General features: G+C 74.1%; 23 protein-coding genes and 1 pseudogene. 12 read left to right on the plus strand and 12 right to left on the minus strand.

Annotated features, from left to right (window positions below):
• Nucleotides 1-139: 139 nt before the first annotated feature.
• From ACFWUZ_RS19525 to ACFWUZ_RS19535, 3 genes are all read right to left on the minus strand, one after another.
• Nucleotides 140-1,330, minus strand: coding sequence for a GDSL-type esterase/lipase family protein (locus tag ACFWUZ_RS19525; RefSeq protein ID WP_384373960.1), 1,191 nt, complete (start codon nucleotides 1,328-1,330; stop codon nucleotides 140-142).
• Between the two features lie 152 nt (nucleotides 1,331-1,482).
• Nucleotides 1,483-2,055, minus strand: a complete 573-nt coding sequence (locus tag ACFWUZ_RS19530) for a TetR/AcrR family transcriptional regulator (protein WP_384373963.1) — start codon at nucleotides 2,053-2,055, stop codon at nucleotides 1,483-1,485.
• Nucleotides 2,056-2,140: 85 nt separating this feature from the next.
• The gene (locus ACFWUZ_RS19535; RefSeq protein ID WP_384373966.1) at nucleotides 2,141-3,595 is read right to left on the minus strand and encodes an MFS transporter; all 1,455 of its coding nucleotides are present in this window, start codon (nucleotides 3,593-3,595) and stop codon (nucleotides 2,141-2,143) included.
• A gap of 210 nt (nucleotides 3,596-3,805) precedes the next feature.
• Between ACFWUZ_RS19535 and ACFWUZ_RS19540 the strand changes: the two genes are divergently transcribed.
• Entirely contained in the window at nucleotides 3,806-4,375 is a 570-nt protein-coding gene (locus ACFWUZ_RS19540) for a helix-turn-helix domain-containing protein (RefSeq protein WP_384373969.1), read from the plus strand.
• Between the two features lie 145 nt (nucleotides 4,376-4,520).
• Here the strand turns inward: ACFWUZ_RS19540 and ACFWUZ_RS19545 are convergent, their stop codons facing one another.
• Together ACFWUZ_RS19545 and ACFWUZ_RS19550 are read right to left on the minus strand one after the other, a co-directional pair.
• Entirely contained in the window at nucleotides 4,521-4,781 is a 261-nt protein-coding gene (locus ACFWUZ_RS19545) for a hypothetical protein (protein WP_384373972.1), read from the minus strand.
• A 256-nt stretch (nucleotides 4,782-5,037) separates the two neighbouring features.
• Entirely contained in the window at nucleotides 5,038-5,619 is a 582-nt protein-coding gene (locus tag ACFWUZ_RS19550) for a GNAT family N-acetyltransferase (protein ID WP_384373975.1), read from the minus strand.
• Between the two features lie 238 nt (nucleotides 5,620-5,857).
• On the opposite strand from ACFWUZ_RS19550, the gene ACFWUZ_RS19555 reads away from it, so the two are divergent.
• Nucleotides 5,858-6,700, plus strand: a complete 843-nt coding sequence (locus ACFWUZ_RS19555) for a class I SAM-dependent methyltransferase (RefSeq protein ID WP_384373978.1) — start codon at nucleotides 5,858-5,860, stop codon at nucleotides 6,698-6,700.
• Nucleotides 6,701-6,720: 20 nt separating this feature from the next.
• Here the strand turns inward: ACFWUZ_RS19555 and ACFWUZ_RS19560 are convergent, their stop codons facing one another.
• A complete protein-coding gene (locus ACFWUZ_RS19560; protein WP_384373981.1) occupies nucleotides 6,721-7,782 on the minus strand; it encodes an AI-2E family transporter in 1,062 nt (353 codons plus the stop codon).
• A 218-nt stretch (nucleotides 7,783-8,000) separates the two neighbouring features.
• On the opposite strand from ACFWUZ_RS19560, the gene ACFWUZ_RS19565 reads away from it, so the two are divergent.
• From ACFWUZ_RS19565 to ACFWUZ_RS19580, 4 genes are all read left to right on the plus strand, one after another.
• Entirely contained in the window at nucleotides 8,001-9,014 is a 1,014-nt protein-coding gene (locus ACFWUZ_RS19565; RefSeq protein WP_384373984.1) for an ATP-binding cassette domain-containing protein, read from the plus strand.
• On the plus strand, nucleotides 9,011-9,820 hold the full coding sequence (locus ACFWUZ_RS19570) for an ABC transporter permease (RefSeq protein ID WP_384373987.1): 810 nt from the start codon (nucleotides 9,011-9,013) through the stop codon (nucleotides 9,818-9,820). The genes ACFWUZ_RS19565 and ACFWUZ_RS19570 overlap by 4 nt, the downstream gene beginning before the upstream one ends.
• Before the next feature lie 82 nt (nucleotides 9,821-9,902).
• Nucleotides 9,903-10,532 carry a nucleoside/nucleotide kinase family protein gene (locus ACFWUZ_RS19575; protein ID WP_384373990.1) on the plus strand — a complete coding sequence of 210 codons (630 nt, stop codon included), beginning with the start codon at nucleotides 9,903-9,905 and terminating at the stop codon, nucleotides 10,530-10,532.
• A gap of 106 nt (nucleotides 10,533-10,638) precedes the next feature.
• Nucleotides 10,639-11,538 (plus strand): arginase family protein, encoded by a 900-nt coding sequence (locus tag ACFWUZ_RS19580; RefSeq protein ID WP_384373993.1) that lies wholly within the window; start codon nucleotides 10,639-10,641, stop codon nucleotides 11,536-11,538.
• A gap of 10 nt (nucleotides 11,539-11,548) precedes the next feature.
• Here ACFWUZ_RS19580 and ACFWUZ_RS19585 read toward each other — a convergent pair whose 3' ends face one another.
• From ACFWUZ_RS19585 to ACFWUZ_RS19595, 3 genes are all read right to left on the minus strand, one after another.
• Nucleotides 11,549-12,265, minus strand: coding sequence for a DUF4232 domain-containing protein (locus tag ACFWUZ_RS19585; RefSeq protein WP_384373996.1), 717 nt, complete (start codon nucleotides 12,263-12,265; stop codon nucleotides 11,549-11,551).
• Nucleotides 12,266-12,516: 251 nt separating this feature from the next.
• Nucleotides 12,517-13,581 (minus strand): hypothetical protein, encoded by a 1,065-nt coding sequence (locus ACFWUZ_RS19590; RefSeq protein WP_384373999.1) that lies wholly within the window; start codon nucleotides 13,579-13,581, stop codon nucleotides 12,517-12,519.
• A 42-nt stretch (nucleotides 13,582-13,623) separates the two neighbouring features.
• On the minus strand, nucleotides 13,624-14,103 hold the full coding sequence (locus tag ACFWUZ_RS19595) for a hypothetical protein (protein WP_384374002.1): 480 nt from the start codon (nucleotides 14,101-14,103) through the stop codon (nucleotides 13,624-13,626).
• 211 nt (nucleotides 14,104-14,314) lie between these two features.
• Between ACFWUZ_RS19595 and nadE the strand changes: the two genes are divergently transcribed.
• Nucleotides 14,315-15,145, plus strand: a complete 831-nt coding sequence (gene nadE, locus ACFWUZ_RS19600) for an ammonia-dependent NAD(+) synthetase (RefSeq protein WP_384374005.1) — start codon at nucleotides 14,315-14,317, stop codon at nucleotides 15,143-15,145.
• A gap of 129 nt (nucleotides 15,146-15,274) precedes the next feature.
• Here nadE and ACFWUZ_RS19605 read toward each other — a convergent pair.
• Nucleotides 15,275-15,454 (minus strand): annotated as a pseudogene (locus ACFWUZ_RS19605) (IS110 family transposase); the annotation flags it as partial.
• 257 nt (nucleotides 15,455-15,711) lie between these two features.
• Here ACFWUZ_RS19605 and ACFWUZ_RS19610 point away from each other — a divergent pair.
• The 3 genes from ACFWUZ_RS19610 to ACFWUZ_RS19620 all read left to right on the plus strand — a co-directional run bounded on the left by ACFWUZ_RS19610 (nucleotide 15,712) and on the right by ACFWUZ_RS19620 (nucleotide 18,207).
• Nucleotides 15,712-15,984 carry a hypothetical protein gene (locus ACFWUZ_RS19610; RefSeq protein ID WP_384374008.1) on the plus strand — a complete coding sequence of 91 codons (273 nt, stop codon included), beginning with the start codon at nucleotides 15,712-15,714 and terminating at the stop codon, nucleotides 15,982-15,984.
• Nucleotides 15,985-16,273: 289 nt separating this feature from the next.
• Nucleotides 16,274-17,104 carry a helix-turn-helix transcriptional regulator gene (locus tag ACFWUZ_RS19615; RefSeq protein WP_384374011.1) on the plus strand — a complete coding sequence of 277 codons (831 nt, stop codon included), beginning with the start codon at nucleotides 16,274-16,276 and terminating at the stop codon, nucleotides 17,102-17,104.
• 59 nt (nucleotides 17,105-17,163) lie between these two features.
• Nucleotides 17,164-18,207 (plus strand): methyltransferase, encoded by a 1,044-nt coding sequence (locus ACFWUZ_RS19620; RefSeq protein WP_384374014.1) that lies wholly within the window; start codon nucleotides 17,164-17,166, stop codon nucleotides 18,205-18,207.
• Here ACFWUZ_RS19620 and ACFWUZ_RS19625 read toward each other — a convergent pair.
• Entirely contained in the window at nucleotides 18,152-18,475 is a 324-nt protein-coding gene (locus ACFWUZ_RS19625) for an oleate hydratase (protein WP_384374017.1), read from the minus strand. The two genes, ACFWUZ_RS19620 and ACFWUZ_RS19625, sit on opposite strands and share 56 nt — an antisense overlap.
• Nucleotides 18,476-18,760: 285 nt before the next feature.
• Here ACFWUZ_RS19625 and ACFWUZ_RS19630 point away from each other — a divergent pair, with 285 nt between their 5' ends.
• Together ACFWUZ_RS19630 and ACFWUZ_RS19635 are read left to right on the plus strand one after the other, a co-directional pair.
• Complete coding sequence (locus ACFWUZ_RS19630) at nucleotides 18,761-19,465, plus strand: intradiol ring-cleavage dioxygenase (RefSeq protein ID WP_384374020.1); 705 nt, start codon at nucleotides 18,761-18,763, stop codon at nucleotides 19,463-19,465.
• A 92-nt stretch (nucleotides 19,466-19,557) separates the two neighbouring features.
• On the plus strand, nucleotides 19,558-21,018 hold the full coding sequence (locus tag ACFWUZ_RS19635; protein WP_384374023.1) for an MFS transporter: 1,461 nt from the start codon (nucleotides 19,558-19,560) through the stop codon (nucleotides 21,016-21,018).
• 16 nt (nucleotides 21,019-21,034) lie between these two features.
• Here the strand turns inward: ACFWUZ_RS19635 and ACFWUZ_RS19640 are convergent, their stop codons facing one another.
• Nucleotides 21,035-22,345 (minus strand): serine hydrolase domain-containing protein, encoded by a 1,311-nt coding sequence (locus tag ACFWUZ_RS19640; protein WP_384374271.1) that lies wholly within the window; start codon nucleotides 22,343-22,345, stop codon nucleotides 21,035-21,037.
• Between the last annotated feature and the right edge of the window lie 502 nt (nucleotides 22,346-22,847).

The raw sequence follows: 22,847 nt of genomic DNA on the forward strand, positions 1-22,847 counted from the left end.
GCCCTGAGGGAACGGGCGGCATGAACGCTACTCAATCCGCGCACGCCTCCCGCGGCAGGCCGCCCTCGGCGCGTCGGGCCCGGACGGCCGGCCCGGCGGCCCGGCCGGGGCCCGGCCGTCCGCCTGCCCGGGCGCCCCTTCACACGGGGCTGCGGCGGGTGGCGAAGGGGCCGCCGGAGCCGAAGGCCAGGGCGGCGAAGCGTTCGCCCATCCGGCGGTGCGCATCGGCGTCCGGGTGCAGCCGGTCGGGCAGCGGCAGTTCGGCGTGGTCCGCGTCTCCGTAGAGCTCGCGGCCGTCCAGGTGGTGCAGGTTCGTGTCCTCGGCCGCCCGCAGACGGACGATGCGCGCGAGCTCCTCCCGGATGACGCCCAGGGTCAGCTTCCCGGCGGCCCGCTCCGCGGGGTCGCCCGTGGCCCGGAAGCGGATCCTGCCCGCGGCCAGCTCGTCGAGGTCCGGCGCGCTGGGACCGGGCGTGTCCTCGTGGATGGGGCAGAGGATGGGCGAGACGACCAGGAGCGGCGTGGTGGGATGGCCCTCGCGGACGGTGTCGAGGAAGCCGTGGACCGCCGGGCCGAAGGCGCGCAGCCGCATCAGGTCGGTGTTGACGAGGTTGATGCCGATCTTCACGCTGATCAGGTCGGCGGGGGTGTCGCGCAGCGCCCGGGCCGTGAAGGGGTCGAGCAGGGCGCTGCCGCCCAGGCCGAGGTTGGTCAGTTCCGCACCGCCCAGGGCACCGGCCACCGCGGGCCAGGTCGTGCTGGGTCCCGCGGCGTCGGAGCCGTGGCTGATCGAGCTGCCGTGGTGCACCCAGCTGGGTCGGCCGCGGTCCGGCAGGGGCTCGACCGGGGCATCCGTCCGCAGGGCGACCAGCTCGGTCATCTCGTTGTACGGCAGCCAGATCTCGACGTCCTTGAGACGGTCGGGGAGTGCCGGGAACCGGGCCGTGCCGACGGGGCCGGAGCGGGTCCGGGCCGAACCGGTGGCCAGGTCCACCGTCAGCACGTTGCCGCCGTCCACCCTCGCCTGCCCGGCCGGACGGCCGTCGACGACGAGGTCGTAGACCCCGTCCGGGCGTGGCGGCGCGCCCGCGTACACCCGCCTGGTGCGCAGGGCGTCCAGCTCGATGACGGTGGCGCGGGTGCGCAGCGCCAGGCGTACGCCGGACGGCTGGGCCTCCGCCATGGCCAGCAGGCCGTCGGTGCACTGGGCGCGGGCCCGGGCGGGCAGCCGGTGCGGCAGCAGGCCGTGGGCGGTGCGCTCCAGGTCGAGGGCGCCGCGCAGGAGGTCCGGGGTGATGGGTGTGGTGATCCACCGGGGTGCGGTGCTCATGGTTCCAGCCTGTCGGTCAGGGTGGTCGTTCGGAGTGCGCCGGCTCGGGTGCGGGCCTGCCGGGCCGTGCAGGGCGGCTCCGTGGCGTCCGGCGGTGGGGCATGCGGGGCGGTGCGGCGTGCGGGAGGGTGCGGCGTGGCCAGGGGCCGTGGTCAGGGCTGCGCGGGCCAGTTCCGCAGCAGGGCGTCGAGGGCGTCCAGCACCCTCGACCAGGACTCCTCCGAGTCGGGGGCGCTGTGGCTGAAGCTTCCGCCCGACTCCAGGCCGACGTAGCCGTGGAAGACGCTGCCGAGGAGCCGGACGGCATGGGTCCGGTCCGGTTCCGTCAGGTCGTAGCCGCGCAGGACCGCCCGCATCATCCCGGCGTGCCTGCCTCCCGCGCCGGCGGCCGCTTCCTCCGGGGTCAGCCTCAGCTGGGCCGCGGCGTATCGGCCCGGGTGCTCCCGGGCGTAGTCGCGGTACACGTTCGCGAGGGCGGTCAGGGCGTCCTTGCCCGCCCGCCCCGCCAGCGCCGCGGAGACCCGGTCGGCCAGTTCCTCCAGGGCGAGCAGGGCGATCCGCGCTTTCAGGTCACGGGAGTTGCGTACGTGCGAGTACAGGCTCGCCGCCTTGACGTCGAAGCGCCGGGCGAGCGCCGACACGGTCACCTGGTCGAAGCCGACCTCGTCCGCGAGTTCCGCTCCCGCCCGGGTCAGGCGTTCCGCCGTCAGCCCCACGCGCACCATGGCCGTCCTCCCCTTCTACGACAGCCATGGTGGACCTGCCTCATACCTTTAGGCAAATGGAATAATCCTGTAGGCAGCTGCGGACCTACCCGTTCCCCTGCCGGCCCGCCTTCACCGCTGCCCGCGTCCGCCCGCTGCCGCCGCTGCTGCCGCCGCCCGTCCGGCCGGCCGGTGACGCGCCGGCGGGACGTGCCGCGAGGGCCGTGAGGAGCACGACCAGACCGCAGCCGGCGACCAGCAGCCAGCCGGGGCGCGACGCGAGGGCGAGTCCAGCGGGCGGGGCGTCCACCAGGAGGCCGCCGGCGAGGGCGATGCCGAGGGCCGAGCCGACCTGCCGGGCGGTCGACGTGATCCCCCCGGCGACCCCGGCCCGCTCGGGCGGCAGGGCGCTGACGGCGACGTGCGTGATCGGCGCGTTCGCGAAGCCGAACCCGGTGCCGACGAGCAGCAGGGCCACCGACAGCAGCCGGATGTCGGTGTGGTCGCCGATGCCCACGAGGCAGAGGCCGCCGGCCGTGACGAACCCCCCGGCGAGCAGCAGCGGCGGGCGGGCCCCGTAGCGCCCGACGAGCATCCCGGAAACCGGCGCGCACACGGTGGCCGCGACGGCCATCGGGAGCGTGACGAGTCCCGCGGCCACCGGGGTCGTGCCGCGGGCCTGCTGGAGGTACAGGGTGGTCAGGAGCAGGGTCGCGCTGAGGGCCAGGAACACCACGACCGCACCGGCGACCGCGGCGAGGAACGGCGGCCTGCGCAGCAGCCGCGGGTCCATCAGCGGCTCGGCCCGCCGCGACTCCACCCAGCCGAACGCCCCTGCCGCGGCGGCGACCAGGACGTACCCGGCGACCGCCGCGGGCGAACCCCACCCCAGGTGCGGTCCCTCGATCAGGACCGCGACCGCTCCGCCGACCACCACCGTCAGCAGCAGCTGCCCCGGGCCGTCGAGCCGACGCGGCCGTTCCGCGCGGGACTCCGGGACGTACCGCACGGTCAGCGCCAGGGCCAGCAGGACGACCGGCAGGTTGATCCAGAAGACCGACCGCCATCCGAAGGCGGAGACCAGTGCCCCCCCCGCGAGCGGCCCGGCGGCCATGCTGACGCCGAAGACCGCCGCCCAGATGCCGATCGCCCGCGCCCGTTCCCTCGGTTCGGTGATCACGTTGACCACGATCGCCAGCGCCACCGGGCTGAGCATCGAGCCGCCGACGCCCTGCAACACGCGGGCGGCGACCAGCACACCGACGTCCGGCGCGAGGGCGCAGGCCGCGGAGGCGGCACCGAAGACGACCAGCCCGAGCCGGAACACGCGCCGGCGACCGATGCGGTCGGCCAGGGCACCGGACGAGATCAGCAGGCTGGCCAGCACCAGGGTGTACGCGTCGACGGTCCACTCCAGGCCGCGGGTCCCGACGCCCAGCCCCGCGCCGATCGACGGCAGCGCGACGTTCACGACGGTCGTGTCCAGTCCGACCACGAACAGGCTCAGGCAGCAGATGGCCAGAACCTTCCAGCGGCCGGGCCCGCCTGATGTCACGTCCACGGATCCTCCTCAGTGGTGCTTCGCGACGCCTCGTGGCGCCTTCGCGGCCCGCCGGGGAACCGTGTCCTCGCAGGCCGGGGGAGACCAACGTCGGGCCGGCGGGACCGGAGGGGGGAGGAAATTTGCGAGGACCGCAAAAAACCGGCGTTCCGTGCCCCGGGCAGCGGCCGGCGGCGAGGAGCCCGCCCCGATGCCCCGCAGACTGGGGGAATGGACCCTGAAATGGAGCGGATGCTCGCCGCCATCGGGCCTCGGCTGCGCTCGCTGCGCCGCGACCGCGGCCTGACCCTCGAAGCCCTCGCGGCGCAGACCGGCATCTCGGTCAGCAGCCTGTCGCGGCTGGAGTCGGGCAAGAGGCGCCCGACCCTCGAACTCCTCGTACCCCTCGCGCGGGCGCACCGCATCGCGCTCGACCAGCTCATCGCCACCCCGGCCACCGGCGACCCGCGGGTGCACCTGACCCCGGTGCGGCACCGCAGGAACGGCAGCGTCCTGGTGCCCCTGACGCAGTACCCGGGCCGCCTCCAGGTGTTCAAGCAGGTGATCGCCCCCGGCCCCCGCAAGCTCGTCACCCACGCCGGCTACGAGTGGCTCTTCGTCCTCGCCGGGGAACTGACGCTCGTCCTGGGGGAGCGCGAGCTGAGGCTCGGCCCGGGCGAGGTCGCCGAGTTCGACACCGCCGAACCGCACTGGTTCGGTCCGAGCGGCGACCGGAGCGTGGAGATCCTCCACGTCTTCGGCCCCCGGGGGGACCGGGCCCGGGTCCGCGCCACGACCTGAGACCGCACCGGGACCGCCGTACCGCCACCGGATCGCCGTACCACGACCGCGGCACCGGACCGCCGTACCGCGACCACCGCACCGGATCGCCGTACCGGATCGCCGTACCGCGACCGCGGCACCGGATCGCCGGGCCGGGGCCGTCCTACCGGGACCGTTCCTCCAACGCCCGGGCGCCCGCGGCGATGACCTCGGCGAGCCGGTCCGCGAGGGCTGCGTTGCACCCCCCGAGGTGGACGAAGCCGTGGCCGCCCACGGGGCCGTCGTTGCGCAGCGACGGAAGGGCGACTCCGGCGCGCACCAGTGCCGCCGCCAGGCGGGCGACGGCGTCCTCGCCCTCCTGGTAGGCGGCGTCCTGGCGCTTGCCGTACTCGATGCGCTCGCTGCGGGTGAGCTCGTTCGTCATGACGCTGCCCTCTCGTGGTCGGTTCACGTGGATGCGGTGCGGGGTGGTGCGCCGGCCGGCGCGGGCTGTCGACCCGTGCGTCCGGCAACCAGCGCAAGAAGACCCTCCGCGCGGCCTCCGCGCGCCAGGAGCCGTGCAACTGGGACCCCCTTGGGGTGAACACGTGCCAAGTGCGGGGCGCAACCTGCCCGGGAGCCGTATGATCTCCCACCCCGTCAGGCGTCCCCCGCCACTCCCGACCCGTCAGGCGTCGGCGTCAGGCGTCGCCCCGGATGCGGGCGTGCAGGTGCTCGTCGTGCCATCCGTCCGCGTGGAGCAGAGCACTGCGCATCGTCCCCTCGAAGGTGAACCCCGCGTGCGTCGCCACCCGGCAGGACCCCGGGTTCTCCACGGAGTGGGTGATGCGGAGCCGGTGCAGTCCGAGGTCCTCCAGGGCCCACCGGCTGATGCGTACGGTCGCTTCGGCCACGGCCCCGTGGCCGCGTCCCTCGGGCAGGAGCCAGTACAGGAACTCGGCGCTGCCGCCGCGGAGATCGATGTCGGCGAGCCCGATCAGACCCACCGGCGGGGCGTCGGCGGCCGGTACCACCGCCCAGACCGCCGCCTTCTCGTCCTGCCAGCGCCGGCGCCACGTCGCGATCTTCTCGCGGGCCTCGTCCGGGGACAGGTGCCCCGGACGGTTCCACTTCTGGATCTCCGGATCCTGGCAGGAGGCGACCAGCACTCCGGCGTCCTGCGGCTGCCACGGGCGCAGGTGGAAGCCGCAGGCGAGGGGGAAGACCGGCTGTCCGGTCCGGCCCATGCTGCCGGCCGGGACCACGGGGGGTATCGGATTCATCGCAGCATGATGTCAAGATCCACGGAGAGGCCCGTCGCCGGACCGTGCACGGTGTGCGGTGCGCGCTGCGGCGGACCCGGTGGCGCGGCCCGGCGGGCGGTGGCGCAGGGCATCCCGCCCTCGGTGGGTTTTCCTGGTTCGCCCCATGGGCGGGGCGCCGTGAACGGGCAGGTTGCTGGTGCCCGTGTCGTGGTCCGCCCGGGCGCGCCCATGCGGCCGGTCGGGCGACAATGGGCCCATGACCGGCCCCGGGCTTCCGCCGGACGGCGCCGTCACCCCGGACGCGGGGCGCTACGGCGAACGGTTCTTCCGGCCTGACGAGGGGGGCGAGGGCGACCGCATCGACCTCGGCGCCCTCACCTACGACGCGACGACCATCGCCCGGCTGCGGATGCTGGGAGCGGGACCGGGCTGGACCTGCCTGGAGGTGGGCGCGGGCACCGGCACGGTGGCGCGAAGACTGCTGGACGAGGCCGGCGTCGACTCGGTCCTCGCCGTGGACCGCGACGTACGCTTCCTCGCGGCGCACCCCGTTCCGGGCCTGACCGTCCGGCAGGCGGACATCACCTCCGACGACTTCGCCCCGGGACCCTTCCACCTCGTCCACGTACGGTTCGTCCTCATGCACCTGCCGTCCCCGCGGCGGATGGTCGCCAGGCTGAGCGGGCTGCTCGCCCCCGGCGGCGTCCTGGTCATCGGCGACGCGGTCGACCTGACGACGGCGGAGGCGCCCGACACGCCGTACACCCGGGCCATGCGCGCCATGTGGCAGGGGCTGCGCGACACCATCGGGACGGACGTCTCCCAGGTGCCCCGCCACCCCGAGCTGCTGCGCGCGGCGGGACTGGAGCGCGTGGCCGCCGAGATCCACGTACCCCCGCTCGAACCCGGCAGCGCGATCAGCGGCTTCTGGGCCGACACCTGGGGACGGGCCCGGGAGGCCATGGTGGGGACGGGGCTCGTCGACAACGCCCGGATCGACGAGGCCGTACGGTTCCTGGATTCCCCCGCCTGCACCGGCCTGTCCCCGGGCATGCTCACGGCCTGGGGGCACAGGCCCGCGCAGCACGCCGGCCGGTGACCCCGCCTCCCCACCCGGGATCAGTCCTGCACCCCGGAGGGCTTGCGCAGTGCGGTACGGACCGACCAGATCACCGACACCAGCGGAACGGCCACCACGGCCCCCACGACTCCGGCCGCGATCGCCCCCGCGACCACAGAGATCGCCACCACCAGCGGATGCAGCCGCACCGCCCAGCTCATGACGAGCGGGTGCAGCAGATGGCCCTCGATCTGACCGATGACCACGATCAGCGCGACCACGACCGCCGCCACCAGAGGACCCTGCGACGCGAGCGCGACCACGGCGGCGACCGCGAGCGCCACCGGGGAACCGATCAGCGGGATGAAAGCGGCGAGGAACTCCAGCAGCGCCAGCGGCACGGCCAGCGGGACCCCCAGCAGCCAGAGCGCGAGACCGACCAGGATCGCGTTCGTCGCCGCCACGAGGACGATGCCGTGCGTGTAACCCGTGAAGGTGCGCCAGGCCGCCCGTCCGGCGAGCTCCGCGCGGTCGCGCACCGACACCGGCAACTGCTCCCGGAACCACGCCCACTGCCGGTCCCCCGAATGGACGAAGAACACCGAGCAGAACAGCGCCAGGGCCAGCGTGGTGAGGACGGCCACCAGTTGGCCCGCCCCGCTCAGCGCCGTACTCAGCACGGTCGAGCGGTGGCCGGAGAGGTACTGCCCGATCCGCGTCTGGACGTCCGACAGGGCCTGCGGCTCCAGCCGGAACGGCGGCTGCTCCAGCCAGGCCTCGATCCTGCCGATGCCGTCCCGGAACTCCCGGAACAGCGTGGTCCGCTCACCCGCCACCGCTTCGCCGACCAGCACGAGCACGCCGAGGACGAGCGCGGCGCTGCCGATCAGGGTGACGGCCACCGCGAGCCCGCGGGGCAGGCCCCGGGACGCCAGATCGGCCACCGGCCGCAGCAGCGCCGTGACCACCAGACCGAGGAAGACGGCCACACCGATCTCGTGGAACCGCCCGAGCAGGGCGAACAGCGCGTAGACGACCACGCCGACGACGAGCACCCGCCACGCGTAGGCGGCGGCCGTACGAAGGAAGGGGACCACCGGCGGCGGTGTGCCTGGCTGCATGGCCCACGAGGTACCCCCGTGGGTCCGCCCGCCCACGCCCGGACCCCGACATTCCCCCGGGCATCCGCCCGGCCGGGGTCCGTACGGGCGAACCTCACGGGCCCGGGGGTCACTGGCGCCCCGGCCGCGCGGCCCGTCCACCGGCAGGCGGACTGTCGGTGGCATGGGTCACAGTTGAGGGACCGGCGACGCTCCCCGCGCGGATACGAGGTGGTCCCATGAAGCACGCGATCCAGGCCGAAGGGCTGGCCAAGCGGTACAAGGAGACACGCGCGCTGGCCGGGGTGGACCTTCAGGTTCCGGCCGGGACCGTTTGCGGCCTGCTGGGTCCCAACGGCGCGGGCAAGACGACCGCGGTCCGCATCTTCGCCACGCTCCTGCGTCCGGACGGCGGCCGGGCCGAGGTCGGCGGGTACGACGTCGTGCGGGAGGCGGGACGTGTCCGGTCGCTGATCGGGCTGACGGGGCAGTACGCCGCCGTCGACGAGAACCTGACCGGTACGGAGAACCTGCTGATGATCGGCCGGCTGCTCGGCATGCCCCGCGGCGACGCCCGGGCCCGCGCCGCCGAACTGCTCGACCGCTTCCACCTGACCGACGCCGCCGGGCGGGCGGCCAAGGCGTACTCGGGGGGCATGCGGCGACGGCTCGACCTGGCGGCCAGCCTGGTCGGCCGGCCCCGGATCCTCTTCCTCGACGAGCCGACGACCGGGCTCGACCCGCACAGCCGCGGCGAGGTGTGGGACATGCTGCGCGTCCTGGTCTCGGAGGGCATGACCACCCTGCTGACCACGCAGTACCTGGACGAGGCCGACCGCCTCGCCGACAACATCGTGGTGATCGACCAGGGCACGGTGATCGCGGACGGCACCCCCGACGAGCTGAAGTCGCAGGTCGGCGGCCAGGTACTGCAGCTGCGTCCCGCCCGTGCAGCCGATCTCGCCGCCGCGCACGCGCTGATCACGGAGACGGCCGGCCCCCAGACCAAGATCGAAGGTGATGGGATCACGGCACCCGTCAACGACCCGGCGCTCATGCCGAGCGTCGTGCGCCGACTGGACCAGGCGCGCATCGAGGTCGGCGAACTCATCCTCCGGCGCTCGTCCCTCGACGAGGTGTTCATGGTGCTGACCGGACACCGCGCGGAGCCGGCCGGCACCCCGGCCGACGAGGAGACCGAGGACACCGAAGGCACCGAGGACCGGCACGTGAACGCGGGGAGCCCGTCATGACCGCGACGCTCACCGAGGGCCTGGGACGCGGCGGCAGGGTGCGCCCCCTGGCGGCCATGCGGCAGACCGCCACCATGGCCTGGCGCAGCCTGGTCTCGGTGAAGCACAACCCGCTGGAACTGGTCGACTACAGCATCACGCCGGTCATGTTCGTGTTCCTGTTCACCTACGTCTTCGGCGGGCAGATGTCGGGCACTCCGCGCGAGTACCTCCAGTACGCGCTCGCGGGCATCATCGTCCAGAACACCCTCTTCATGAGCGTGTACACCGCCATGTCCCTGAACTCGGACCTCACGAAGGGGGTCTTCGACCGGCTGCGGAGCCTGCCCATCGCCCGTTCGGCACCCCTGTTCGGGCGGATCGCGGCCGACCTGGCCAAACAGCTCTGGGCCATGGTGCTGATGGTCGCACTGGGCATGGTGCTGGGTTTTGAGGTCACCGGCGGCCCCGGCGGCTTCCTCGCCGCGACGGTGCTGCTGCTGACCTTCGCGGCAGCCGTCTCGTGGACGGCCGTCCTCGTCGGGATGCTGGCCGGGGACGCCGAGAAGGTACAGGTCTACGCCTTCACCTTCATCTTCCCGATCACCTTCACGAGCAGTGCCTTCGCCCAGGTCGACACCATGCCCGGCTGGCTCCAGGCATGGGTGGAGGTCAATCCCGTCACGCACCTGTCGGACGCCGTCCGCGGTCTCCTGCTCGGCACGCCCGCGGGCGGCCCGACCCTCTGGTCCCTGGTCTGGGCTGCGGGCATCGCCCTGGTCTTCATGCCGCTGGCGATGCGCGCGTACCGTGCCCAGGACCGCTGACGGCCGGCCGACCACCCCCGCCGCCCCCTCCCGGCCGCCGCCGCGGAGTGCAGGGCCGCTGCCGGGCAGGATCTCGGGCAGGATGACGCAGGTGCAGACGACGGAAGAACTGGTGGCCAAGGCCGGGGCGCTGGCCGTCCCGGGCGGCCGGCGGATCCTCGGCATCGCCGGACCGCCCGGGGCCGGGAAGTCGACGCTGGCCGCGCGGCTGGCCCACGCGCTCGGCCCGGAGAGGGCCGTGGTCGTCCCCATGGACGGCTTCCACCTCGCCCGGGCCGAGCTGGCCAGGCTGGGGCTGGCCGGCCGGAAGGGCGCCCCGGACACCTTCGACGCCGCCGGGTACGTCTCCTTGCTGCGCCGGCTGCGCGCACCCGGCGCCGCCACCGTGTACGCGCCGGCCTTCGACCGCTCCCTCGAGGAACCGATCGCCGGCAGCATCCCCGTGGCCCAAGCCGTACCGCTGGTGATCACCGAGGGGAACTACCTGCTGCACGACGCGGGGGAGTGGGCGGAGGTCCGGCCCCTCCTGGACGAGGCCTGGTACCTCGCCCCGGACGAGGCCCTGCGCGTCGGGCGTCTGCTGGACCGGCACGTACGCCACGGCAAGGACCCGGCGTACGCACGGGAGTGGGTGGCCCGCTCGGACGAGCCCAACGCCCACCTCATCGCCCCGGGCCGCCACCGCGCCGACCTCGTCCTCGACACCGGCTGACGGCGCCTCCGGCCGGACAACGGCCGGCTCGGCAGGGTGCGGGTGCCCGTTCCGGGAGACGATGGGCCCGTGGCGGCGGGGTCCCCTCCGGCGAAGGAGTCCAGACGTGCGCGACCTGGCGATCATCGAGGCGCCGTCCGTGCTCGGGCTGAGGCCGTCCGGGGTCCAGGACCTGCCGGCCGCTCTGCTCGACGCCGGTCTGCTGGACCACCCCGGGGCGGTGCGCGCCGGCCGGGTCGAACCACCGGCGTACGACCCGCGGCGGGACCCCGGCACCGGGATCCTCAATCCCGTCGCCATCGCCCGGTACTCCGTCCGGCTGGCCGACGCGGTCGGCGCCGCCCTCGACGCCGGGCGGTTCCCCGTCGTCCTGGGCGGGGACTGCAGCATCCTGCTCGGCAACCTCCTGGCCCTGCGCCGCCGAGGACGCCACGGCCTGCTGTTCCTCGACGGCCACACCGACTTCTACCAGCCGTCGGCGGAGCCCACCGGCGAGGCGGCGTCCATGGAACTCGCCCTGGCCACCGGCCGCGGCCCCCGGCTCCTCAGCGACCTCGAAGGCCGCGGGCCCCTGCTCCGTGACGAGGACGTCGTCGCCTTCGGCTTCCGCGACGCCGCCGAGTCCGCCGCGGCAGGGATGCAGCCGCTGCCGCCACGGCTCCGCGCCGTCGACCTCGACGAGGTGCGGGCGGCCGGGGCCACCACGGCCGCCCGCGACGCGGTCCGCCGGCTCACGGACGGCGGGAGCGCCGGCTACTGGGTCCACCTCGATGCCGACGTCCTGGACGACGCGGTCATGCCCGCCGTCGACTACCGCCTCCCCGGTGGGCTGACCTGGCCGGAACTGGAGAGCGTCCTGGCGACGGCACTGGCCGGCGAACGGGCGGCCGGCTTCGACGTCACGATCTTCAACCCCCGCCTCGACCCCGACGCAAGCATCGCCGCACGCCTGGCCGCCTGCCTCCGCAAGGGACTGTCGGCACGCACCGGCCGCACGATGCGCTGAACGGCCGCGGCTAGGACGGCTTGACGGAGGACCAGGCGGTGACGGTCACCTTGTCGTCGCAGAAGGCGAACACGCCGTCGTCCAGGGCGATCTGGTGCTTTCCGGCGCCGGGTACGCCGATGACCAGCGTCGGATGGGTGGCCGGGGTCGCGCCGGAAGCGCAGTAGCCGTCCGCCTCGCCCTGGACCTGGACGAACGTGAGCTTCGTCCACGCGCGGGCGCCCGGGCCCAGCACCACGTCGGCCGCGGCGGGGCCGGTGCGGGTGGTGGCCACCGGCTTGCTCTTCTCCGGCGAACCGTTGCCCGCCGCCGCGACCGTCGGATACCCGTGCACGGTGCAGGAGGACGCGGACGTGTTGGTGACGGAGACGACGGCGGCCCCGGTGCCCGTGCCCGGCGGGCGGACGTCGGCCCGGTGCGCCTCGGAGCCCTCGATGGCGTCGACCGTGCAGGGCTTCCTCGTCACGCCGCCGGTGCCGCCGGAGGAGGAGCCGCCCGAGGACGACGCGCCGCCCGGGGAACCTCCGCTCCCGCCGCCGCTGGTCGTTCCGCCCTTGTCGCCGCCGGTGGGCGCGGGCCCGGCCGGCCGCGCGTCCGCGGGCGGCGCCGACGGGCCGGTGCCCCCGGCGTCGTCGCCGGTGGGCGTACAGCCTGTCATCAGAGCCGCGGCCGCCAGGGCCGTCGCCAGAGCTGCCGCGGTCCGGCCGAAGCCTGCCGTGTACTGCATGGGATGCTCCCGAGGTTCACGACCGGCCCCACACCGGCACTCGCGTGCAGGTACACGGCCCCCGGACCCGAGCAGGTTCCCGCCGCACGCCGCTGTGGCGGTTCCGTGACGTGCCGATGACGAACGGCGACCACCCCGGCGCCGTTCACCGGTCACCCCCCTCGGCGCGGACACCCCCGCCTCCCGGACGCCGACCAGCACATCCCCGTGCTCCCGCGTCCGGGCGCAGGCCGCGTCGGCCCTTGGCCGTCCTAGGACGACGGGCCGCGGCGGAAGGGGCGCAGGGCGCGGGCGAAGAGGCTGAACCGCCGCGCCCACTGCGCTCCCGCACCCTGGTCGACGTACCACCCCGCCTGCGGATCCACCGCGCGGCGGCCGGTTTCCAGCTGGACGGTCAGCGCCAGCTGGTACAGCTGCCCGAGCGCTGCCGCAGGGGGTGGGGTGCCGTCCGGTACGGACGCCCACAGCTCGTAGGTGCCCGAGCTCTGCTCCAGGGCCAGCCGTACGCCGCTCTCCGGATCCACGAGCGCCGTGCCGCCGCAGGTCGCGGTGGCCGCCGGGCCCAGGATCTCGCGTGCGTTCCGGGCCACCTGGTCCCAGGCCGCGAGGGCCGCCGTCCCGCCGGCCGGCGCGCCGCCGTCGCGGAAGGTGATCGCGTACCGCCCCGGCGTACGGACCTGCGCCGGGTCCTGTTCCGGAGCCGGAAGGACGTCGTCCGCCGGGTCCTCCCGGTCGTCGGCGGGCAGGTGGCCGCGCACCCATTCCTCCGCCGCTTCCCAGTCCGCCTCGCCCGCGCGCCGGACCCAGCCGAGCAGCCGGTCCTCCGCCTCCGCGAGCCCCTCCCCTGTGTCGACGGCCCGCTCGACCTCGTGCCCCAGCTGCTCCAGCCCCTCCAGCTGCCCGGGCGCCTGCCCGTGCCCCGCCACCGGTACGGATCCGGGACCCGGGAGCAGGGCTTCCGTGCCCTCCGTACGGACGGGATCCCCCTCCGGCGGTACGCCGGCGGCGCGGGGCCGGGTCAGCTGGAAGGACGTGCTGCTCCCGATCTCCTGCGCCCGGACGGAGAGCATGTCCGGCGCCGGTCCCCACGCCAGCGCGCAGCGCACGTAGCCATGGGCCGGGTCGGCCAGGTGCAGACGGGCCTCGTCGAGCCCGGCGAAGGTGTACAGGTAGCGGTCCTCGACGTCGTCGGCGAACAGGAACACCGCCGGCGCGCCCGCACCCTCGGCACCGTCCCCCAGGACGCCGCCCGCATGCTCCAGGGCGAATGCCGCGAGTTCGTCGAGCTGCCCGCCCGCCGGCACGTCCCCGGCCATGTCGTCCCTCCCCCCGCGGCGGCCGTCGGTTCGGCCGTCACGTCACCACACGAGCTTATAAGTCACGTCCTTGGGGACCGGGGCCGGTGCGGTGTCGGTGTAGATCAGCCGGATCGTCGTGAAGCGCTGGACGTCGGGGTGGCCGGGCCAGGCCTCCGGGTCGCCGAGGGTCACCGTCACCGGATAGGGGCGGAAGCGGCCGGCCGCGCAGTACGGGCGGCAGTCGTTGACCATGTCGGTGCCGGTGGCCGTCGCGCTCCCCGGCCCCCAGGTGTCCCACCGGAGTTCGACGAGACGGTTGTTGCCGTCCCCGCACGCCAGCAGGTACTCCTCGGGACGCACCTGGGGCTCGGAGGCGCAGTCCACGACCACGACCGGATCGGGTGCCCGGACCGATGCCGTGCGGGCGGCGTCCGCGGAAGCCGGGACGACCGCCACCGCCAGGGCCGCAGCCGTGCACAGCAGGGTGGTCCGTACCCGGTGCCGGGCGCGGGAAGGGTGTCGGCCTGCGGAAACGTTCACGAAAGACCTTCCTCGCCTGGCTGCCGGCCGCCGGCGCTGCGGCCACCCCCAGCTTCCCCCATCCGTGCGGCCCCCGCACCCGGTGGCAGGTGCAGCCCCGTACCGTCCCCCAGGGCCTGTCGGTACGGTCGGCCGGACCGGGGCCCGGCCTCGTCGGTTAGGGTCGGCGGGACAGCGCACCGCGCACCACGAACGACCACGAGGAGCAGCCGTGAGCCAGCCGGCGTCCACCGCCCTGCAGCAGGAGATAGCCCGGGAACTCCAGGTGCCGGAGACCTTCGACGCCCAGCTGGAGATCGAGCGCCGGGTGGCCTTCCTCACCGAGCGGCTCACCTCCACCGGCCTGCGCTCCCTGGTGCTCGGGATCAGCGGCGGCGTGGACTCCACCACCGCGGGCCGGCTCTGCCAGCTCGCCGTGGAGCGGGCCCGGGCGGCCGGTCACGACGCGACCTTCTACGCCATGCGGCTGCCCTACGGCGTCCAGGCAGACGAGCAGGACGCCCAGCTCGCCCTCGGCTTCATCCGGGCGGACCGGGTCCTGACCGTGGACATCAGGCCCGCGAGCGACGCCGCCCTGGAAGCGGCCCTGGCCGGCGGCACCGCCTTCCGCGACGCCCGCCACCAGGACTTCGTCCAGGGCAACATCAAGGCCCGCCAGCGCATGATCGCGCAGTACACGGTGGCCGGTGCGCACGACGGCCTGGTCGTCGGCACCGACCACGCGGCCGAGGCCGTCTCCGGCTTCTTCACCAAGTTCGGCGACGGCGCGGCCGACCTGGTCCCGCTGACCGGCCTGACCAAGCGCAGGGTCCGGGCCTGCGCCGACGCCCTCGGCGCCCCCGCCGAGCTGGTCTGGAAGACTCCCACGGCGGACCTGGAGACCCTGGACCCGGGCAAGGCCGACGAGGACGCGCTCGGAGTCACGTACGACGAGATCGACGATTTCCTGGAGGGCAAGCCGGTCGCCGAGCAGGCCTTCGAGACGATCGTCCGCCGCTACCGCCTCACCGAGCACAAGCGCATGCTCCCGATCGCCCCGTAGCGAACCGGGAGCCCCGCCCCTCCGGGGGGTCCGGCCTCCACCCCCGCCGGACCCGCCTTCCCCCACGGGGGGGTGTCTCTATGTCCTTCGTCAAGGACGTGGTGCCGGGTTCGAGGCTGTTCGGGATGGTCATGCGGCGAGGGTGACGGCGCGGGTTCGGGATTCGTAGAAGGTGCCGTCGCGGAGCTTGGCGAACAGGACGCTGATGCGTTGGCGGGCGAGGCGGAGGAGGGCTTGGGTGTGGGTCTTGCCGCGGGCTCTTTGGCGGTCGTAGCAGGTGCGGGAGGCGGGGTCGGCGTTCATGCAGGCGGCCCCGCCCGTACGGGCCAGTTCTCCCCAGGCCCACACCACCGGGCCGACGACGGAGGGCCCGCGGCGGACCACTGGGCCAGGGTGGCGTCGAGCAGCTCGAACCGCCGGTCCAGTTCGGCCGCGCGGCCAGCGCCCCGGCCAGGTCGTCGATGCGGCGGCCCACGAGCTCGGCCGGATCGAGGATGCTGTCGGCCCACTCGTGCATGTCCACGCCCAGCAGGGTGTACGCCGCCCACGGTGCGAGCAGGACCTCCATGTCGTGCAGGAAGCCGCTGTGCTCGCCGATCGTGGCGCGCGAACGCACCGAGGACACCAGCGAGGCGAAGGGCGCCGTCTGCCGGCCCCCCCGCCCCGTCCGCCACCGGGGCCTCGTACTCGCCGATGTCGGTGAGGCGCAGCCGGCCCTGGAATCCGAGGACCAACGTCACGACTGCGTCGGGGAGTTCGAGGCGCCGGCGGGGCCGGTCCAGTGCCATCCGGTACCCGCGCTACCCCAGCACCCCGGCGCCGGTCCGGCCGGCCACTGACCAGCTCCCACTCCACCCCGTGTCCCGACACCGCGAAGCACGCCTCCCCCCACCACCGCACCGACCCCGTCATCGTCGGCGGCGGACGGGACCGCTGTCAGCGCGGAATCCGGCCGAGCGGGCCACGGCCGGGCCGGGGCAAGGGTGTCCGGGAAGGAGCGCCGGCTGATCGAAGAGCCACACCCGCACCACTCCCTGACCCCGATCCGCCCCGTACACGGCAGGAGCGCGGAACGGCCGCGGAACTTTTGTCCAAGACAAGGCCTGGGACGTCAGCGAGCCTGGAGCCATGCCCAGAGACGACGCGGGGGACGCGCCCCCGGAGCGCACGGCTCACCACCGCTGGGAGGTCGCCCGCCCCCTGGGCGGAACCTCCCTCGACGGCGTACGGATGGCCGGGTTCCGGGACCGTACGGGCAGCGGCCTGGACATGCGGGTACTGCCGCAGCCCGCCGTGATCGTCGTCATCGGGCTCGGAGCCGGCCCGGTGACGGTGGAGAGCGCCTCCGGGCACCGTCCACTGACGGGTCTCGTCGCCTCGCTGTCGCCGGGTCCGGCCCGTATCCGCGGCGAGGGCGTCGAATGCGTCGAGGTGGCGTTGTCACCCCGCGCCGCCTACACCCTGCTGGGGGTCTCCCCGCTCGAACTGGACGGTTCCATCACCGGACTCGAGGACCTCTGGGGGCGGCACGCCCGGCTGCTGCGCGAGCAGTTGGCCGACACGGCATCCTGGCAGGAACGCCTCGCGCTCACGGACGGATTCCTCCGACGGAGGGCCGCAGGGGCCCCGCCCATGGCGGCCGAGGTCGCCGCCGCCTGGGACGCCATCGTGGCCGGACGGGGCCGAGTGCGGGTCGGCGACCTCGCCGCGTCCTGCGGATGGAGCCGCAAACGGCTCCGGGCCAGGTTCAGCTCCCAGATCGGGCTCACCCCCAAGCGCGCCGCCATGCTGGTCCGCTTCGATCACGCCGCTCGGGCGCTCCTCGCCGGCGAGCGCGCCGGCGACGTAGCCGTGGCGTGCGGATATGCCGACCAGCCCCATCTCCACCGCGACGTCCAGGCCCTCGCCGGGTGCACGCCCGGTGCACTGGCCGGCCTGGACGCGTCCACCGAGCCCTGACCGTCCCTGTCCGGACCGATCGGTGATCGGTCGACCCGAAGGAAGGAAGCAGACCTGTGATGAACACCGAGGACCACGCAGCACGGACGACGGCAGGCCGGGAGCTCGTCGTGCGGCTCGCGTTCGGGAGCATGGCCGCGCACACCCTGCGCGCGGCGGTCCGCCTGGAGGTCGTGGAACTGATCGGCGACGGGCCGCGCACAGCTGCCGAGGTGGCCGTCGGAGCCGGGACCGCGCACCAGCCCACGACACGCCTGCTGCGTGCCCTGACCGCCCTGGGCATGCTCACGGAACACACCCCCGACACGTTCTCGGTGACCCCGGCGGGAGCGCTCCTGGGCCCCGGCCACCCCGACTCCCTCGCGTCGTTCGTCCGCATGTTCACCGATCCGGCGATCGTACGCGCCTGGGAGCACCTGGACAGCAGTGTCCGTACGGGGGAGATCGCCTTCGATTCCGTCTTCGGCACGGACTTCTTCAGCCATCTCGCCCGACACGCCGAGCTCTCCACGGACTTCAACACGGCCATGAGCCAGGTCGCCTCCGAGACCGCCGCCGTGCTGCCGCGGGCCTTCGATTTCAGCCGGTTCGCCTCGGTCACGGACGTCGGTGGAGGCAGCGGCACCCTCCTGGCCGCAGTCCTCGAAGCGCACCCGGGCATCGCCGGCGTGGTCTTCGATACGGCCGACGGCCTCGCGGAGGCTGCGCAGACACTGGCGCGGCACGGGCTGCAGGAGCGCTGCTCCCTCATCGCCGGGGACTTCTTCCGGGCGGTCCCGCAGGGCTCGGACGTGTACCTCGTGAAGAGCATCCTGCACGACTGGACGGACGCCCAGGCGGTCACGATCCTGCGTCACTGCCGCCAGGTGCTCCCGCCCGGTGGCGTGGTCCTGATCGTGGAGCCCGTGCTTCCCGAGGTCGTCGGCGCGCAGGACGCGGGCACGTACCTGAGCGACCTCAACATGATGGTGAACGTCGGCGGCAGGGAACGCACCCGCGCGGACTTCGAGGAGGTGTGCCGCCGGGCGGCCCTTCGCGTCGCGTCGGTCACTCCGCTCGCGGACGCCGCCCCGTACTCCCTGATCGAGGCCGTGGCCGACTGACCACGGACCGCGCGCCGAGCACCTGGTGGCCGCCGCGGATGACGAAGCCCTTCCGCGGTTCCTTGATGCCGTCCAGGGCGCCACCGGGGAGCTTCAGCCGCTCCAGGACCGTGATCCGGTCGCCGCTCATCTGCCCGTCGCGGACGAGGAACGCGGCGCCCGCGAGCGAGGCGAGTCCGGCGCCGACGAACCAGGCCGTCTTCCTCTCCACCCCCTCGGGCTTGCGGGGGCGGGCGAACGCCTCGTAGTTCCCGCTGCTGTAGTACACGCTGACCTCTTTCCAGACGGATGCCGCGGCCGGAGACTCCACAGAGCCGAATACAAAGGGAACATATCCCCCAATACCTGTCCTTACCGGCGGAGGTGGGCCGGGCCGGCCGCGTGGGCGAGGGCGTGCGCGTGGAGGGGGGCGTGGGCGTCCCGAGGGGATCTTGTCTGCTGACCGGGTGAGGGAGCGTGTCGGGCGCCGCCGGCCCCCGCGGCTTCCGGCACGGTGGTCGCGGCCGTCCGCCGGCGGCGGCCTGAGGACCGACGTACCCGTGAGGGGTTGCGCATGGCCGAGCACCCGACCTCCCCCACCAGCCGCCGTACGGTCCTGCTGGCCGCGGGGTCGGCCGCGGTCGCCGCCCTGGCCACCGCCTGCGGCAGCTCCACCACGGAACGCGGTCCGGAGCGGCAGCAGACGTCGCCGCCCCCGGCACCCCGCCCCGCCGCGGTCACCCCGGGCTGTGTGCTCACCACGGAATGGGGGGCCGGGCCGAACTACCTCGACCTCGACCGGGTCCGGTCGGACATCACCGGCGGTCGCGAAGGGGTGCCGTTCCGCCTCGACCTGACCGTGGTCCGGGTCTCCGCGGGATGCCGTCCGGTCGAGGGCGCCGCCGTGGACCTGTGGCAGGCGGACGCCCAGGGGGCGTACTCGACGCGTGAGGACGGATACCTGCGCGGTACGCAGGTCACCGACGGCGCCGGCACCTGCTCGTTCCGCACGATCGTCCCGGGCTGGTACGCGCACCTGGCCCCGCACTTCCACTTCAAGGTCCGCCCCGACGGCCGCACCGAGACCTCGTCGCACTTCTTCTTCCCCGAGGACCTGCTGCTCCAGCTGTACGCCCGGCAGCCCTACGCACGCCGGACCGCACCGGAGAAGCCCAACGGCAGGGACAAGCGCTACCGGGATTCAGGATCCGCCCTGACCCTGGCCCCGGTACCCGACGGCGCCGGCTACCGGGCCGCCTACACCGTCGGGCTCGCCTGAGGGGTGCGGCTCAGCTCACGACCACCCGGGGCGCGTAGTGATGGATTGCGCACGTATGCGGACCCGACCGGCTCCCGCCGAGGAGTGCTGCAGTGGCATCTGCCGGGGCGTCCCCGCCGGCCGGACTCGGCTGGAACCGTGCGAGCGCGACACTCGCGCTGCTGTCGTTAGCCATGTTCACCGTCTCGCTCGACCAGTACATCGTCGTCGTGGCCCTGCCCGACATCTCCCGCGACCTCGGCTACTCCGCGCAGACCCTCCAGTCCGTGATCAGCGCCTACGCGGTCGCCTCCGCGGGGTTCCTGCTGTTCGGCGGCCGCGCCGCGGACCTCGTGGGACGGCGCCGCGTACTGGCCGCCGGGCTGGCCCTGTACGCCGGTGCGGCGCTGCTGGGCGGGCTGGCGACCGACCCCGGGACGCTCCTCGCCGCACGGGCGGTGCAAGGCCTCGGCGGTGCGCTGGTCTTTCCCACCACGCTGGCCCTGATCAACGTCACCTTCGCCGAAGGACGCGTACGCAACCGCGCACTCGGCGTCTGGGGCGGTGCTGGGGCGGCCGGACTCGTGATCGGCGTGCTCCTCGGAGGACTGCTGACCCACGCCTTCGGCTGGCGGGCCGTGTTCCTCGTCAACGTCGTACTGGCGGTCCCCGCCCTGCTCCTGGCCTTCGTACTGATCCCCAAGGACCGGCCGCGTGACCGGGGACGCGGATTCGACCTGCCCGGTGCGCTCAGCGTCACCGCCGGCATCACGCTGGTCGTGTTCGCACTGGTCCAGGGGCCGGAACTGGGCTGGTTCGCGCCCGGCATCCTCCTCGGCGCGGCGGCGGGACTCCTCCTGCTGGGCCTCTTCGCGCTCATCGAGCGGCGCAGCAGCGATCCGCTCGTTCCGCCGCGGCTGCTCACCAACCGCAGCCTCGTCACCAGCGTCGTCATCGCGTTCATGTTCATGGCGACCTTCGGTTCCGTGCTGTACTTCCTCTCCCTCCACTTCCAGGAGGTCCTCGGCTACGACGCCTTGGAGACCGGCGTCGGCTTCCTCGTCCCGACCGCGGTCGTCGTCGCCGGGTCCACGGCCGCCGGCCGGCTGGTGACGCGCTTCGGGCTCCGCAGCACCCTGCTCGGAGCCCTCGCCGTCGGTGCGCTCGGAGCCGTCCTGCTCGGCTTCGCGACCTCCCCGGACGGCTCGTACACCGCGCTGCTCCCGGGTCTCGTCGCGCTCAGCGCCGGCGACGGGATCGTCTTCACCGCCATGTTCATCGCCGCCGGAACCGGAGTGGCCGACCGCGACCAGGGCATCGCCTCGGGGATCGCCTCGACCGGCTCGGGGATCGGCGCCGCCGTGGGCCTCGCCGTCCTGGTGCTCGCGGCGACGGCCGGCCTCGACGGCCTGACGGCGGAGGAGCTGCGGGAGGCGACCGCGGAGGGCATCAGCCGCAGCCTGTTCGTCGTGGCGGCGGGGATCGCGCTGACCTTCCTCGTCGCCCTGTCCAGGCGCGAGCAGATCATCGAGGCGCAACCACCGCCGCCACCGGGCCGAGGCCGGCGCTGCTGACCTGCGGCCCGCCGGCTCAGCGGACGACTGCCGCCGGCCGTCCGTCGAGCTCGGCGACGGCCGGGGGGAGCGCACGGCGTGCGGCCGGGGCTTCGGTGGCCGGCCCGGTGATGCCGCCGTCCTTCGCGGCCGGGTCCGGGGTGGCCGGTGTGACGGTGCCGCAGAGGGCCTGCTCGGCGTAGTCCATCATCGCGGCGTCGGCCGGGTGGGGTTCCAGAGCGGTGCCGTCGGCGTTGAAACGCTGGTACTTCATCAGGTTGTAGCCGAGCGCGAACTGGCGGGACCCGTCCGGGCTCGACATGGCCCAGGTACCGGCGCCGAAGACGCCTCCGTCGTGGCCCCAGGCCGGGCCGCACGGCGTGGTCTGGCTGTAGATGCCGAGGCCGTAGCGCATGTACACCACTCCCGACGGGGTCTTGACGTCGACGGTGGTGCGCATCTGGTCCAGCTGGTGGCGCGGCAGGAGCTCCCCGGTCAGCAGGGCGCGGTAGAACGCGTTGAGGTCCTGCGGGGTGGAGACGAGGGCTCCCGCGGTGCCGGCCCAGGTCATGTTGTAGACGCTGTAGTCGCGCGGCGGGTCGATGACCCCGTAGAAGCTCTCGTACATCCGGGAGTGGGCGCCCCGGATGCGCGGGTCGGTGCCGGGGAAGTATGTGTTGCGCAGGCCCGCCCGCCGGATCACGTCCTGCGTGATCAGGCGCTCCGGGTCCTGGCCGGTCACCTTGCGGAGGACCTCACCCAGCAGCAGGTAGTTGGTGTTCGAGTACCCCCAGTCCGTGCCGGGTGCGAACAGCTGCGGCCTGGCCACCCCGTACCCGATCAGCTCCGCGGGCCGCACGGTGCGGAAGCGGTGCTCGTCCAGGCTCTCCGTGGCGCCCTTCTGGAGGGAGGGGAAGGCGTCCGCGACGTAGTCGTCGATGCCGCTGGTGTGGTTGAGGAGCATGCGCACGGTCACCTTGCGGCCGCGGTCGCCGGGCAGGAGCGCGGGCACGTAGTCGCCGACCGGGCGGTCCAGGTCTATTCGGCCCTTCGCGGACTGCTGGAGGACGGCCACGGCGGTGAACGTCTTGGTCACGCTGCCGGCGCGGTGCCGGAGGTCGGGGCGGACCGGGCGGCCGGTGGAGACGTCTGCGAGGCCGGCTGCGCCTTCGAAGCGCTCGCGCCCGTCGCGGGCGGAGGAGTACACGCCGTACACCCCCGCCTCCTGGATCGCCTTCAGCCTCGCCTGGAGTTGAACCCGGTCGTGGTGCCGGTCCGGGGCCGCGGTGGCGGGAAGGGCGAGCGGGCCGTGTCCGGCCGCGCTCGCGGCCGGGGCGAGGCCCGCCAGCAGGGCGACGGCCACGGCGCTCGCCGAGGCGGCGCGGCGCAGCCGCCGCAGGGGACGGCCGGTGGGGGAGTCGGTGGTGCGGTCGGAAGGACGGGTGCGGGTGTGGGGCACGGCGGCTCCTCGTCGGTGGCCCGGTGGGGCCCGGCGATCTTGGGCACCTCAAGCCTCGCCGCCGTCCCCCGGCGCCACTTCCTCCGCCAGGACGAACCAGCCATCAACCTCCAGAAGGAGATGCACCTTGACGGACCATTACATTTGTCACGCTCCCTCGCGTACGAACGTCAGCCGGCCGGTGGCCGCGTCGCCGAGGACACGGTGCGCTCCGTCGGCCCCCGAGGCCGAGCACGTGCAGGGCGGGTCCGGAAGCCGCAGCCGCCCGCCCGCCCTGCCGCTGTCCCCGGGACTCCGGGCGCGGACGGCATCACCCGGGCGAGGACGGTCGAGTTGGACGTCACGGTCACGCGGAACACCGGCGCGGTGGGCGAATCGGTGGGCCGGCAGG

It is taken from the genome of Streptomyces sp. NPDC058646 (assembly GCF_042716875.1).
GTDB lineage: Bacteria > Actinomycetota > Actinomycetes > Streptomycetales > Streptomycetaceae > Streptomyces.

What these genes read in the sequence shown, in the direction of transcription:
- ACFWUZ_RS19550 (WP_384373975.1), bottom strand. Translation starts at nt 5,619, where the DNA reads ATGAATCCGATACCCCCCGTGGTCCCGGCCGGCAGCATGGGCCGGACC.
- ACFWUZ_RS19575 (WP_384373990.1), top strand. Translation starts at nt 9,903, where the DNA reads ATGACGCAGGTGCAGACGACGGAAGAACTGGTGGCCAAGGCCGGGGCG.
- ACFWUZ_RS19615 (WP_384374011.1), top strand. Translation starts at nt 16,274, where the DNA reads ATGCCCAGAGACGACGCGGGGGACGCGCCCCCGGAGCGCACGGCTCAC.
- ACFWUZ_RS19610 (WP_384374008.1), top strand. Translation starts at nt 15,712, where the DNA reads ATGTCGTGCAGGAAGCCGCTGTGCTCGCCGATCGTGGCGCGCGAACGC.
- ACFWUZ_RS19565 (WP_384373984.1), top strand. Translation starts at nt 8,001, where the DNA reads ATGAAGCACGCGATCCAGGCCGAAGGGCTGGCCAAGCGGTACAAGGAG.
- ACFWUZ_RS19590 (WP_384373999.1), bottom strand. Translation starts at nt 13,581, where the DNA reads ATGGCCGGGGACGTGCCGGCGGGCGGGCAGCTCGACGAACTCGCGGCA.
- ACFWUZ_RS19525 (WP_384373960.1), bottom strand. Translation starts at nt 1,330, where the DNA reads ATGAGCACCGCACCCCGGTGGATCACCACACCCATCACCCCGGACCTC.
- ACFWUZ_RS19530 (WP_384373963.1), bottom strand. Translation starts at nt 2,055, where the DNA reads ATGGTGCGCGTGGGGCTGACGGCGGAACGCCTGACCCGGGCGGGAGCG.
- ACFWUZ_RS19570 (WP_384373987.1), top strand. Translation starts at nt 9,011, where the DNA reads ATGACCGCGACGCTCACCGAGGGCCTGGGACGCGGCGGCAGGGTGCGC.
- ACFWUZ_RS19620 (WP_384374014.1), top strand. Translation starts at nt 17,164, where the DNA reads ATGAACACCGAGGACCACGCAGCACGGACGACGGCAGGCCGGGAGCTC.
- ACFWUZ_RS19545 (WP_384373972.1), bottom strand. Translation starts at nt 4,781, where the DNA reads ATGACGAACGAGCTCACCCGCAGCGAGCGCATCGAGTACGGCAAGCGC.
- ACFWUZ_RS19560 (WP_384373981.1), bottom strand. Translation starts at nt 7,782, where the DNA reads ATGCAGCCAGGCACACCGCCGCCGGTGGTCCCCTTCCTTCGTACGGCC.
- ACFWUZ_RS19540 (WP_384373969.1), top strand. Translation starts at nt 3,806, where the DNA reads ATGGACCCTGAAATGGAGCGGATGCTCGCCGCCATCGGGCCTCGGCTG.
- ACFWUZ_RS19630 (WP_384374020.1), top strand. Translation starts at nt 18,761, where the DNA reads ATGGCCGAGCACCCGACCTCCCCCACCAGCCGCCGTACGGTCCTGCTG.
- ACFWUZ_RS19555 (WP_384373978.1), top strand. Translation starts at nt 5,858, where the DNA reads ATGACCGGCCCCGGGCTTCCGCCGGACGGCGCCGTCACCCCGGACGCG.
- ACFWUZ_RS19585 (WP_384373996.1), bottom strand. Translation starts at nt 12,265, where the DNA reads ATGCAGTACACGGCAGGCTTCGGCCGGACCGCGGCAGCTCTGGCGACG.